This is a genomic window from Rhodococcus sp. Leaf247, from assembly GCF_001426185.1.
GTDB lineage: Bacteria > Actinomycetota > Actinomycetes > Mycobacteriales > Mycobacteriaceae > Rhodococcoides.
In genome coordinates this window covers 516610-529543 of the sequence record NZ_LMRP01000003.1, presented here as the reverse complement: position 1 = coordinate 529543, position 12934 = coordinate 516610, and the positions used below count along the sequence as shown (strand labels likewise).

The 12934-nt window shown below is 67.5% G+C and carries 13 protein-coding genes and 1 pseudogene; 11 read left to right on the top strand and 3 right to left on the bottom strand.

All coding sequences use genetic code 11. The features are described 5' to 3' along the window. The first annotated feature begins 98 nt into the window (after positions 1–98). The 8 genes from ASG64_RS17755 to ASG64_RS17720 all read left to right on the top strand — a co-directional run bounded on the left by ASG64_RS17755 (position 99) and on the right by ASG64_RS17720 (position 6083). Complete coding sequence (locus ASG64_RS17755) at positions 99–821, top strand: hypothetical protein (RefSeq protein ID WP_056074923.1); 723 nt, start codon at positions 99–101, stop codon at positions 819–821. 204 nt (positions 822–1025) lie between these two features. Further along, entirely contained in the window at positions 1026–1460 is a 435-nt protein-coding gene (locus tag ASG64_RS17750; RefSeq protein ID WP_042575665.1) for a PaaI family thioesterase, read from the top strand. Positions 1461–1568: 108 nt separating this feature from the next. Then, complete coding sequence (locus tag ASG64_RS17745; protein ID WP_042575666.1) at positions 1569–1871, top strand: urease subunit gamma; 303 nt, start codon at positions 1569–1571, stop codon at positions 1869–1871. After that, positions 1868–2230 (top strand): urease subunit beta, encoded by a 363-nt coding sequence (locus ASG64_RS17740; protein ID WP_235579646.1) that lies wholly within the window; start codon positions 1868–1870, stop codon positions 2228–2230. The genes ASG64_RS17745 and ASG64_RS17740 overlap by 4 nt, the downstream gene beginning before the upstream one ends. Further along, positions 2230–3951: an urease subunit alpha gene (locus ASG64_RS17735; protein WP_042575667.1), complete on the top strand. Its 1722-nt coding sequence runs from the start codon at positions 2230–2232 to the stop codon at positions 3949–3951. Before ASG64_RS17740 ends, ASG64_RS17735 begins: the two co-directional genes overlap by 1 nt. Further along, entirely contained in the window at positions 3951–4631 is a 681-nt protein-coding gene (locus tag ASG64_RS17730) for an urease accessory UreF family protein (protein ID WP_082518575.1), read from the top strand. Before ASG64_RS17735 ends, ASG64_RS17730 begins: the two co-directional genes overlap by 1 nt. Positions 4632–4657: 26 nt before the next feature. Beyond that, positions 4658–5338: an urease accessory protein UreG gene (gene ureG / locus ASG64_RS17725; RefSeq protein WP_042575668.1), complete on the top strand. Its 681-nt coding sequence runs from the start codon at positions 4658–4660 to the stop codon at positions 5336–5338. A gap of 40 nt (positions 5339–5378) precedes the next feature. Then, positions 5379–6083 (top strand): urease accessory protein UreD, encoded by a 705-nt coding sequence (locus tag ASG64_RS17720; RefSeq protein ID WP_327212906.1) that lies wholly within the window; start codon positions 5379–5381, stop codon positions 6081–6083. A gap of 167 nt (positions 6084–6250) precedes the next feature. Here ASG64_RS17720 and ASG64_RS17715 read toward each other — a convergent pair. Next, positions 6251–7591: pseudogene (locus ASG64_RS17715) on the bottom strand (NAD(P)/FAD-dependent oxidoreductase); the annotation flags it as partial. A 66-nt stretch (positions 7592–7657) separates the two neighbouring features. Beyond that, complete coding sequence (locus ASG64_RS17710; RefSeq protein ID WP_056074917.1) at positions 7658–8578, bottom strand: NADP-dependent oxidoreductase; 921 nt, start codon at positions 8576–8578, stop codon at positions 7658–7660. Positions 8579–8730: 152 nt separating this feature from the next. Between ASG64_RS17710 and ASG64_RS17705 the strand changes: the two genes are divergently transcribed. Beyond that, positions 8731–9606, top strand: coding sequence for an LLM class F420-dependent oxidoreductase (locus ASG64_RS17705; RefSeq protein ID WP_056074915.1), 876 nt, complete (start codon positions 8731–8733; stop codon positions 9604–9606). 1 nt (position 9607) lies between these two features. Further along, positions 9608–10285: an SDR family NAD(P)-dependent oxidoreductase gene (locus ASG64_RS17700; protein ID WP_056074913.1), complete on the top strand. Its 678-nt coding sequence runs from the start codon at positions 9608–9610 to the stop codon at positions 10283–10285. Here the strand turns inward: ASG64_RS17700 and ASG64_RS17695 are convergent. Further along, positions 10278–11324: an AraC family transcriptional regulator gene (locus ASG64_RS17695; RefSeq protein ID WP_235579645.1), complete on the bottom strand. Its 1047-nt coding sequence runs from the start codon at positions 11322–11324 to the stop codon at positions 10278–10280. The genes ASG64_RS17700 and ASG64_RS17695 overlap by 8 nt on opposite strands. Before the next feature lie 48 nt (positions 11325–11372). Between ASG64_RS17695 and ASG64_RS17690 the strand changes: the two genes are divergently transcribed. Beyond that, positions 11373–12902, top strand: a complete 1530-nt coding sequence (locus ASG64_RS17690; protein ID WP_056074909.1) for a flavin-containing monooxygenase — start codon at positions 11373–11375, stop codon at positions 12900–12902. Positions 12903–12934 lie beyond the last annotated feature (32 nt).

Sequence of the window (12934 nt, the reverse complement as noted above, 5' to 3'; positions counted from 1 at the left end):
GTCGGTGACGCGCACCACAACCGGTTGCACGTCGAGTATTGGTTAGGCTTACCTTATGGCGCAACGCCGTCCCGTCCGATCATGAGGAGCGCACACCGATGACAGTTCTCGCCGACATCGTCGTCTCGCCACCGGACCGCCGAGCGACCGTCGGTGCCGAGTTCCGTCGCACGATGACCACGCTCCGCCACCTCGATGCGAACGCTCCTCGCGTCTACGCGGTCGCCGACATGGCAGAACAGAGCAAACGTCGGTGGTGGTCCTTCGCCACCGGATGCGAGTCGGGCCGCTTCGCCGCACTGCACGGGCGTGCCCTGCTCGACCACCCCGATCCACATCGGGCGATCGAGCAGGTGTCGGCGGCGCTGGTCCACGCCGTCGTCGGACGCTCCGCTGCAGCGTTCGTCGCGTGCGCTCGGTCCTGGGACCCGGGCCCCGAGAACCTGTGGATCCATCTGGACAGCGACGTCTGCGTCGACTGGGCGGGAGTTCGCGACACCACGTTGCGCTCGGTGTCGTCGGCGTCGGTCGGGCGAAGTAGCGGCACGGTGGGTCTGCCGTGCGACGAGGCTCTCGCAGCCTGGATCGCGCATCGCGCGTCCCGATCGCTGGACGTCGCCGCTCAGGGACTGTCGACGCTCGGACCGATCGACAGAACCGGGCTGGGGCGCATCGTCGGAGACTCCGTACTGGGTGCATCCGCGCGGGTTCCGATGCTGGGTACCGACCACGACCAGGAGGCGGGATGGCGACGCGGCCAGATGCTTCTCGACGCCCTGGCCGGCGCCGGGTGGCAGGTCCGCCGTCGTCGATACCCGTGACTTAGGCAAGCCTGTCCTATATGCTGAATCCGTGCCGACGAGCACACATCGACTTCGGACCGTGCCGGTGACCTGAGGGCTGCAGCGACACCGGCATCCGTGCCCCGGCGGGCCTCGCACACCACTGCGAGGCCCGCCGACTTTTCGGTCGGACCCTGTTGGTTCACTGGGACTCCCATCCCGGCAGCCACGAGGAGTCTCCCGATGACCGAACCCACGACGTCCCTGGACGACATGAGAGCGCAGCTCGACACCGGTTTCGGCAAGCTCATCGGGCTCGAGTTCCACGATCTCGAACCCGATCGCGTCACCGCGCGGTGGACGGTCCGCGACGAGCTGCTGCAGCCGTTCGGCATCGTGCACGGGGGAGTGCACTGTTCCGTCATCGAATCCGTCGCCAGCACCGCTGCAGCATTGTGGCTCGGCGGCCGCGGCCACGTGGTGGGAGTGAACAACACCACCGACTTCATCCGCGCAGCTCGCGCCGGAGTCCTCACCGCGGAAGCGGTTCCGGTGCACCGCGGACGCACACAGCAGATCTGGACGGTCACGATCACCGACGAGTCGGACCGGCTGATCGCACGCGGTCAGGTGCGGCTGCAGAACATCGAGGACACCGCGGCCATCGGCGGAGCCTGAACCCGGGCGATTCCCGCCTGCCGTGCGCGATGCCCCGCCGCGTGCCAGCATTGCGGAGCCGCAGTCGCATTCCCGAAAGGACGTCACACCAGTGAGCAGGGTCGAGGCATGAGACTGTCGCCGCACGAGCAGGAGCGACTGCTGCTCAGTTACGCCGCCGAACTCGCGCGTCGGCGACGTCAGCGCGGTCTGCGGCTCAATCACCCCGAAGCGATCGCCGTCATCACCGATCACCTCCTCGAAGGTGCACGTGACGGGCGGACCGTCGCCGAACTGATGTCGTCGGGACGCGAGGTGCTCACCCGGGAGGACGTCATGGACGGCATCCCGGAGATGCTGCCCGAGGTGCAGGTCGAGGCGACCTTCCCCGACGGCACCAAGCTCATCACCGTCCACGATCCCATTTCATGAAGGGCGCCGAGCGCATGGATGACGGCAGAATCGTTCCGGGTGAGATCCTCGTCGAGGACGGTGTCATCGAACTCAATGCCGGCCGGGCAACCGTCACGCTGGACGTGGTCAACGACGGCGACCGTCCCGTGCAGGTCGGCAGCCACGTGCACTTGCCGCAGTCGAACGCCGCCTTGACGTTCGACCGCGAAGCGGCACACGGCAAGCGGCTCGACATCCCTGCGGGAACGGCCGTGCGTTTCGAACCGGGTATCGCGCATCGCGTGACCGCCGTCGACATCGGCGGATCCCGTGAGGTGTATGGAATCTCCCTGACACCCCCCGGTCGGCTGGATGCTGTCGAGACGGGCGGACTCTGATGTCCTTTCTCGACCGATCGCGGTACGCGCAGCTCTACGGGCCCACCACCGGCGATCGAATCCGGTTGGCGGACACCGATCTCGTCGTCGAGATCACCGAGGACCGTTGCGGCGGGCCGGGTCTCGCCGGTGACGAAGCCGTCTTCGGCGGCGGCAAGGTGATCCGCGAGTCGATGGGTCAGTCCCGCGCCACCCGTGCCGACGGCGCGCCGGACACGATCATCACGGGCGTGGTCGTGCTCGACCACTGGGGAATCATCAAGGCCGACGTCGGTATCCGCGACGGCCGTATCGTCGCGCTGGGCAAGGCGGGCAATCCCGACACGATGTCCGGGGTGCATCCGGACCTCGTCATCGGACCCTCCACCGAGATCATCGCCGGCAACGGCAGGATTCTCACCGCCGGAGCCATCGACTGCCATGTGCACCTGATCGCACCGCAGTTGATGGAGGAAGCGCTCGGCGGAGGCATCACCACGATCATCGCCGGCGGCACCGGTCCCGCCGAGGGGACGAAGGCCACCACGGTCACTCCGGGCGCATGGCACCTCGCACGCATGCTCGAGGCTCTCGACGGATGGCCGATGAACGTGGCGCTGCTGGGCAAGGGCAACACGGTCTCACCCGATGCGATGTGGGAGCAGTTACGCGCCGGCGCCTCGGGGTTCAAGCTGCACGAGGACTGGGGATCGACACCTGCCGCCATCGACGCCTGCCTGACGGTGTGTGATCAGGCGGGCGTGCAGGCCGCACTCCATTCGGACACCCTCAACGAGGCCGGTTTCGTCGAGGACACGCTCGGTGCGATCGCCGGTCGAGGAATCCACTCGTATCACACGGAGGGAGCCGGAGGCGGTCACGCACCCGACATCATCACGGTCGCCTCGCAGCCCCACGTACTCCCCAGTTCCACCAATCCCACTCGGCCGCACACGGTCAACACTCTCGACGAGCACCTCGACATGCTGATGGTGTGCCACCACCTCAGTCCGTCGATTCCGGAGGATCTCGCGTTCGCGGAAAGTCGGATCCGACCGTCGACGATCGCCGCCGAGGACCTGCTGCACGACATGGGAGCGATCTCCATGATCGGGAGCGATTCCCAGGCCATGGGCCGGATCGGGGAGGTCGTCCTGCGGACGTGGCAGACCGCGCACGTGATGAAGAAGCGCCGCGGCTTCCTTGCCGGCGATTATCGCGCAGACAACAACCGCGCCATGCGGTACGTCGCCAAGTACACGATCTGCCCCGCCGTGGCGCACGGTCTCGATGCCGAGGTCGGTTCGATCGAACCCGGCAAGCTGGCCGACCTGGTGTTGTGGGAACCGGCATTCTTCGGTGTCCGTCCGCACATGGTGATCAAGGGCGGCATGATCGCCTGGGCGACGATGGGCGACGCGAACGCGTCCATCCCCACACCTCAGCCCGAGCTCCCTCGGCCCATGTTCGGTGCGACACCGAAAGCCGCGGCGGCCACGTCCGTGCACTTCGTTGCGCCGCAGGCACTCGAGGACGGTCTCGCGAACCGGCTCGACGTCTCCCGCCGTCTGGTGCCCGTGGGCAACGTCCGCGGCATCGGCAAAGCGCAGATGGTGAACAACGACGCGGTGCCGCGCATCGAGGTGGATCCCGACACGTTCACCGTGCGTATCGACGGCGACGTGTGGACCGAGCAGCCGGCGACCGAACTGCCGATGGCGCAGCGGTACTTCCTGTTCTGATGACGACACTGGATCCGAGGACATCACTGTCTGCACCGTCCGGGCTCGCGATGCTCTTCACCCTCGCCGACTCCCGGTTGCCCATCGGGGGTCACGTGCACTCCGGTGGAGTGGAGGAAGCGATCACGGAAGGCCTCGTGCGCGACGTGGTGACTCTCGACGCGTACCTGCGTCGTCGGATGAGAATCAGTGGTGCGGTCGCGGCGTCCCTCGCGGCGGCCGTCTGCGCGGGCATCCTGTCCCCGGTCGACGCCGATCACGAGACGGACGCTCGCACACCGTCTCCCGCCGCGCGCGCGGCCTCTCGGTCCCAGGGACGGGGACTGCGCCGACTCGCCGAGACCGTGTGGCCCGATCACGACTGGTCGACGCTCGGTCGTCGTCCGCATCTTCCGGTCGTCGCCGGTGTCGTCGGTGCGCTCACCGGGTCCACCCCGTCGGAGACCGCGTCCGTTCAGATCTACACCGCGATGACCGGCGCGGCGATCGCCGCGCAGCGGCTCCTGGCTCTCGACCCCGGTGCCGTGGCGGCCTGCACCATCGGCCTCGCGAGCGAGTGCGACCGCATCGCCGACTCGGTCACCGCCGGCCTCCCTCGACTGGAGAACCTGTCCGACCCGCTGCTCGACTTCCTGGGCGAACGCCACGTACAGCGTGAACGACCACTGTTCGCGTCCTGACCGACAACACCGAAGGAGCCTTCACGATGCCTCCGCATCTCATCGACGGGGAACCGCACACGCACGACCTGGACCGCCCGAAGCGTTCTCGCACACCCGGCGAGGCTCTGCGGGTCGGCATCGGCGGCCCCGTGGGATCCGGCAAGACGGCGCTCGTCGCTGCTCTGTGCCGACAACTGCGGGACGAGCTGTCTCTCGCGGTGCTGACCAACGACATCTACACCACGGAGGACGCCGACTTCCTCCGTCGTCACGCGGTGCTGCCCGACCAGCGCATCACGGCCGTGCAGACCGGGGGATGCCCGCACACCGCTATCCGCGACGACATCACAGCGAACCTCGACGCCATCGACGATTTGATCGAGGCGAACCCGCCGCTGGATCTCATCCTCGTCGAGTCGGGTGGCGACAACCTCACCGCGACGTTCTCGTCCGGACTCATCGACGTCCAGATCTTCGTGGTGGACGTGGCCGGCGGCGACAAGGTGCCCCGCAAGGGCGGTCCGGGGGTGACGTACTCGGATCTGCTGGTCATCAACAAGACGGATCTGGCTCCGATGGTGGGAGCGGATCTCACGGTCATGGAGAACGACGCTGTCCGAGTGCGCGAAGGGCGGCCGACCGCGTTGATCTCACTGACTGAGGATCCGGCCGCGACCGACGTGCTGAGGTGGGTGCGAGATCAGCTCGCCGCCGTCGCTGTCTGAGTCGACGGCCCCGGTCGGCCGCGGGACGCTGCAGTCCGTCGTGACCATCGTGGCGTCGCGTGCCCGCACACCGCGGATCGAGGCCCGCGGTGGGTTGGCGGTGCGGCGGACAGGAGCGCATCGGGTGCACCTGATCGGCTCTGCCGCAACACCTCTCGGTGGGGACACGATCGAGGTTCGCATCGTCGTAGAGGCGGGTGCCCGACTCGAGGTCTGCACCGTCGCCGCGTCGGTGGCCCTCCCTGGACGCATCACCGACGTCTCACACGCGCGGTGGTCTCTCGAGGTGCACGACGGTGGAAACCTGGTCTTCGACCCGGAGCCGACCATCGTCGCGGGTTCGGCCGAGCATCACTCGACGGTCGGTCTGCACCTCGGGACGGGGTCGCGGGCAGTGGTTCGCGAGCGGGTGCAGCTCGGCCGCACCGGCGAACACCTCGCGCGATGGACGGGAACGTTCGACGTCGATACCGGTACGACGCCGGTGCTCCGTCACCGGCTGGACCTCGGGCCGGGAGCCGACGGTCACGACGCCCTGTTCGCCCCGATGGCGGCGATGAGCACTCTCACGTGCCCCTCGACGGCCTTGCCGGACGCCACCGGTGATGTGCGATCGGGCCTGCACACGACGATGCCGATGGCCGGCGGTGGAACTCTCTCCACCTGGCTCGGCCATCGGCTACCGGTCGTTCAGCCTGCGCGCTTGGCTCCTGCGGACTCCGCCGAGGACGGTTCTGCTCCCTGACGTTCCTCCGCAGTGGGGGACGCACCCGACGCGGCACGCTTCTCGGTGCTGTCCTGCTGCTTCTGCCGACCCTCGGCGTCCACCGTGACGCCGGACTCGCGGTCGGCGGCCTTGCTGGTCGCCTCGACCGTGCGCGTCGGGATGGAGATGCCCTCGACGCGGTTCTCCTTCTCGAGAGTGTGCAACTGCTCGATCGCGAGACGGGCGAACACCTGCTGCTCGGTCGACGCCATCTGCGCGCGACCGCGACCCAGGAAGGTCACGAACCACGAGATGACCGTCGTCAAGCGGTTGCGGTATCCCACCTGGTAGAAGAGGTGCAGGCCGAGCCACGCGACCCATGCGATGAAGCCACCGAACTCGAGCTTGCCGACCTTGCACACCGCGCTGAAACGCGACACGGTGGCCATCGAGCCCTTGTCGAAGTACGAGAACGGCTTGCGCTCTGCCGGGCTCTGACCGTCGAGCGACGCCTTGATCTGCTTCACGGCGTACTTCGCACCCTGGATGGCGCCCTGCGCCATGCCGGGAACGTCCTTCACCGACATCATGTCGCCGACGACGAAGACCTCGGGGTGGCCCTTGATGGTCAGATCGGGCTCGACGACGACACGTCCGGCCCGGTCCACCTCGGTGCCGTCGGACTGGTCGGCGAGCTGCTTGCCCAAGGGGCTGGCCTGCACGCCGGCCGACCACACCTTGCACTGGGCCTCGATGCGACGCTCGGTGCCGTCCTTCTCCTTGACGGTCAGACCGTCGTTGTCGACGCCGGTCACCATCGCGTTGAGCTGGATGTCGACGCCCAGCTTCTCGAGGCGCTTGGCTGCCTTCTCGCCGAGCTTCTTGCCCATCGGCGGCAGAACGGCAGGCGCAGCGTCGAGGAGGACGACCTTGGCGTCCCTGGCGTCGATGTTGCGGAACGCTCCGTCGAGGGTGCGGTTGGCCAGCTCGGAGATCTGGCCGGCCAGCTCGACACCGGTGGGGCCTGCGCCGACGACGACGAACGTCATCAGACGCTCGCGCTCCGCAGGGTCCGTCGACAGCTCGGCCTGCTCGAACGCGCCGAGGATCCGGCCGCGCAGCTCGAGGGCGTCGTCGATGGTCTTCATACCCGGCGCGAACTCGGCGAAGTGATCGTTGCCGAAGTACGACTGCTGGGCACCCGCCGCGACGATCAGGCTATCGAAGTGCGTCACCGTCTCGCGCTCGAGCAGACGCGACGTGACCGTCTTGCTCGTCAGATCGATGGTCTCGACGTCACCCATCAACACCTCGGCGTTCTTCTGCTTGCGCAGGATGACGCGGGTGGCGGGGGCGATCTCGCCGACGGACAGGATGCCGGTGGCAACCTGGTACAGCAACGGCTGGAACAGGTGGTGGGTGGTACGCGCGATGAGCGTGACGTCCACATCGGCTCGCTTGAGGGCCTGCGTGCCGAAGAGGCCACCGAATCCGGAACCGATGACGACGACGCGGTGACGCTTCTTCTCGTTCGTCTCGACGCTCATGTGTCCACTCCTAAAATGTCTGTGTTCTCGGGGACAACGGTAGTCTGCTGCGGCCCGACCTGCCGGTCAGGGTTCGAGAACGTACTTTCCGCGCGGGTGATTCGTGCCCAGTTCGCGATGAGCCCTCGCAGCCTTGTCCAACGGGTACTTCGCGGCGATCGTCACGGTGACCACGGACCCCGCGAGGTCGAGCAACGTCAGGCGGGCACGTTCACGACGGGCTGCGCTCTCCGCGTTCCCCCCGCCCACGGACGGGAAACCTTCGTCCGCGGCCCGGCCGAAGGCCGCGATGGTGACGATCCTGGTGCGGTCCTCGACCAGGGCCAGCGACACGTCCACCGCCTCGTCGGTTCCGACGGTGTCCAGCGCCACGTCGACTCCGTCCGGTGCGGCAGTCCGGACACGGTCGAGCAGACCGTCGCCGTAGGGAACGGCCACGGCGCCGAGTGCACGCACCGCGTCCAGATTGCGAGGACTCGCGGTACCGATCACCTGCGCACCGCGATGGACGGCGAGTTGGATCGCCTGTGAGCCCACGGACCCGGACGCGCCATGGATCAGCACGCAGTCGCCCTCGCCGACGCCGGACAGTTCGACGATGTCCCAGGCGGTGGCAGCCGTGAGGAGATACGACGCCGCCTCGGCCCAGTCGAGAGAGGCGGGCTTGGGCAGGATCGAGCCCGCCGGGGCGATGATGCGCTCGGCATACGCGCCGTCGGCGAGAACGATGACCTCGTCTCCGACCGACACGGGACCCGCGGGGCCGTCGGCATTCGCGCTGACGGCCAGCACGACACCGGATGCTTCGGCACCCAGCGGCATCGGAAGGCGACTGGAGTCGGTGCCGAACGCGCCGCTGTAGAGCTTGTAGTCGATGGGGTTCACCCCGGCCGCCCGTACCTCGACGAGAACCATGCCGTCGCCGGGTTCGCCCAGGTCCACCTCACGTAGCTCGACGACCTCAGGGCCGCCGAAAGCCGTTGCCACTACTGTCCGAGTCGGAGCCGATTCATTCACACTCCGAACAACGCGCGACGACCCCGAATGTTCCCTCGCCGTGGCTTCCGACGGTCCGGAACCGTACGCAGGGACGAAGTAGCAGCAGATCCGTTGCGAGAGACGAACGAGGAGACCCCATCGTGCAGTTGGCCGTTCATTATCCGTACTTCACCCTTCCGGGCGGGGCCGCCGCGACGGCCGGACTGCTCTCGGACAGCGCACGCGCCGCGGAGGACGGGGGGTGCACTCTGTTCACGCTGATGGATCACTGGTTCCAGATGGAGAACCTCGCCACCGCGCAGGACCCGATGCTCGAGGGCTACACCTCGCTGGGGTTCCTCGCGGGACGGACCGAGAGCATCAGGCTGGGCCTGCTGGTCACCGGCGTGACCTACCGTCATCCGGGTCTGCTGGCCAAGACCGTCACGACGCTCGACGTCCTGTCCGGGGGTCGGGCGATGCTGGGAATCGGCGCAGCCTGGTACGAACGCGAGCACAAGGGGTTGGGTGTCCCGTTCCCCTCCATGGCCGAGCGATTCGAGCGGCTCGAGGAGGCCGTGCGGATCTGCAAGCAGATGTGGAGCGACGACGACGGTCCGTTCGACGGACAGCACTACTCGTTGGCCGAGACGATCTGTGAGCCGAAACCGCTGCAGCGCCCCGAGCCGCCCATCATGATCGGCGGGTCCGGGGAGAAGAAGACGCTGGCCTTCGTCGCGCGGTACGGCTCACTCTGCAACCTTTTCGCGCCCGACCAGGACACCGTCGCCCACAAGCTCGACGTCCTGCGCGGTCACTGCGAGCGCGAGGGACGCGACTACGCGGATATCGAGAAGACCATCATCACCTCGCTCGATCCGGTCGCGGACGGTGCCGGGTTCCTCCGTGAGATGGAAGGATTCGCCGCCCTGGGCGTCGACACGGTGTGTGTGAGCCCGCAGGGGCAGGATCCCGTCGCCTGGACGCGGTCGGCCACCGCGGCGACCGTCGGCTCGCTCTCCGAGATGGGCGTCTGACATGGAACTCGCCGGTAAGCATTTCCTGGTCACGGGCGCCTCGGGTGCTCTCGGCTCGCGGATCACCGCGCGTCTCGTCGACGCGGGTGCGACCGTGACGATCTCGGGACGGTCGGCGGACGCGCTGTCCGCGCTCGGCGTGGACGGGGCGCACGTCGTGGCAGCAGACCTGGCCCACCCCGGTGCACCGGAGGACCTCGTCGTGCAGGCGACGTCGCACGTCGGCCACCTCGACGGAGTCGTGATCGCGTCGGGGATCGTGGCGTTCGGGCCGGCCGCGGAGGTGGACGACGACACGGTGGACGATCTGTTGCTCGTCGACCTGCTGGCGCCGCTGCGCCTCGTGCGGTCCGCCCTGACACGCGTCGAGGCCGGGGGCGTCATCCTGAGCATCAGTGGGGTCATCGCCGAGAAGCCTGTCGGCGGGATGGCGGCCTACTGCGCGGCGAAGGCCGGTATCAGCGCATTCGTCGAGGCGGTACGACCCGAGGCGCGTCGGCGCAAGGTGCGGGTGGTCGATGCCCGTCCGCCCCACACCGAAACCGGACTGGCGACGCGTGCGATCTCCGGCACTGCGCCGTCGATGCCGGCGGGACTCGATCCGGACGACGTCGCCGCGCGCATCGTAAGTGCCATCGTGGACGACGAGAAAGAGCTTCCGTCCAGCGCTTTCAGCTGAGCCGTCGTCCGTCGCCGGGACTGTGGCGACGGACGTCGGTGGGAGTGAGGTCCCACCATCGGCGGCACGCGCGGGTGAACGTCGACTGCTCGGACAGTCCGACGGCGGCGGCGATCTGACTCATGGGCAGCGATGTCGTCGTCAGGTAGCGGAGCGACTCCTCGCGTCGGACCTGGTCGACGATCGCCGCGAACGTGGTGTTCTCGCCGGACAATCGGCGTTGCAGCGTGCGTGGATGCAGGCTCAGGAGGCGCGCCGCGTGGTCGATGTGCGGGGGAGTGGTCCCGAGTGACTGCTGCAGGATGGTCCGGACCCGCGGAGTGACGTCGGTGGTCGGTCCGGCGCCCTGTCGGGCCAGGAACGCCAGCGCCAACCGGTGCAGGTTGGAGTCGCCGCCGTGCATGGGCCGGTCCATCAGGGACGCCGGCACCCGCAGGATGGCGGCGGGTCGGCCGGTTCGGACGGCGACGCCGAAAAAGTTCTCGTACACCGACACCGGAGCGACGGGTACGTACGGGAGCTCGACGGACCTCAGACCGTACGGACCACCGACCAGCGCGATGGTGGCCCGGTGCAGGAATCCCAGTCCCATGTCGGTGCCCTGGATCGGCGCGATGATGCCGGGCCTGGTGCCGTACCTCAATCCGACGATTCCCGGTGTTCCGTAGGGGTCACGCTCGGGGTGCAGAGACAGCGACTGGGCATGGATGAAGAGGTAGTGCTCCGTGCACTCGAGGGCCTCACCCACGGTCGCCGAGTTCTGGATAGCCAACGCCAGAGGACCGAGCATCCCGAGGTCCTGTCGGCGGGCGATGCGGAGTCCGAGATCGGGGCAGTCGAGTTCCGCGGCCGCGATCTCGAGCACGCCGGCCATGGCGACGTCCTCGACCAGGAGGTCGTCCGCGTCCAGCGCGGCAACGGGAAGTCCGGCGGCGACCGCGTAGCTCTCCGCGTCGCCCCCCAGTTCGGCCACCGTGGCGCGGAAGCCTCTCAAACCGGCGGATCGAATGGCGGGCATGTCGCCAAGAATCAAGGACATGTCGTCCAGAGTCAAGCAATGTCGCGTCGGAGTCGGGAGACTGGTCGTATGACATCCACAGCCGATCATCTCGATCCGTCGTTCACCGATTCGACCCTCGAGCACGTCGACGTGGTCGTCGTCGGGGCAGGACTGTCCGGAATCGGCGCGGGCTACCGCTTGTCGACGGAGCATCCCGGCAAGACCTGGGCGATTCTCGAGGCGCGAACCAGCATGGGCGGCACGTGGGATCTGTTCCGCTACCCGGGGGTGCGCTCGGATTCCGACATGTACACGTTGGGTTACCAGTTCAAGCCGTGGCGCGCGGAGAAGTCCATCGCCGACGGCGAGACGATCCTGGACTACATCAAGGAGACCGCCGCCGAGTTCGGTATCGACCGTCGTATCCGGTACGGCACGAAGGTCGTCGACGCCGACTACAGCACGGCCGATGCGACGTGGACTCTCACGCTGCAGGTCACCGACGAGTCCGGCGTCTCCACCACGCAGATGACGTGCGGCTTCCTGTACTGCTGCGCCGGATACTACGACTACGACAAGGGGTACAACCCCGACATCGCCGGCCTCGACACGTTTGCCGGAACCACGGTCCATCCGCAGTTCTGGCCGGAGGATCTGGACTACGCGGGCAAGAATGTCGTCGTGATCGGAAGTGGTGCCACTGCAGTCACTCTCGTGCCGTCCATGTCGCGCACGGCGAACCATGTGACGATGCTGCAGCGCTCGCCCACCTGGATCAGTGCGGTGCCCGGCAGGGACAAGCTGGCCGACAGGATTCGCAAGTACCTCCCCGCGGGCATGGCGCACAGCATCATTCGCACGAAGAACATCCTGTTCAGCACCGGCTTCTACCAGTTCTGCCGGCGCCGGCCCGAGTCGGCGCGCGCGCTGCTGACCAAGTTCTCCACCAAGATCCTCGGTGACGAGAAGCTGGTCGCGGAACACTTCACGCCGGAATACAACCCGTGGGATCAGCGCCTGTGCGCCATCCCGGACGCGGACCTTTTCAAGGCGATGAAGAAGGGCAAGGCCTCGGTCGTCACCGATCACATCGACACTGTCCTCCCGGACGGCATTCGCCTGAAGTCCGGAAAGACGTTGCCCGCGGACGTCATCATCACCGCAACGGGACTGCAGCTGTTGGCATTCGGCGGAATCACGCCGCACGTCGACGGGGTGGCCGTCGACCTGTCGAAGCAGTTCGTCTGGCAGGGCGCCATGATGACCGGCGTTCCCAACTTCGCCATCTGCATCGGCTACACCAACGCGTCGTGGACCCTGCGGGCCGATCTGACGTCGCGTCTCGTCTGCCGCGTGCTCGAGTACATGGACAAGAACGATCTCGCCTCGGTGGTGCCGTCACCTCGGGGCCCGCTCGAGGAACGTCCCCTGCTCGATCTGCAGTCGGGGTACGTGCAGCGATCCATCGACGAGTTCCCCCGCCAGGGTGACCACGGTCCCTGGTTGGTCCGTCAGAACTACATTCTCGACTCGATGTCGACGCTCCGCGGCGACATGAGCAAGACGTTGAAGGGCACGGCGCGCAGCGCTGTGCGGAAGGTGGCGAACGTTCGCTGACGTCCCGTCGGTGCGAACCCCGCCCGTCAATC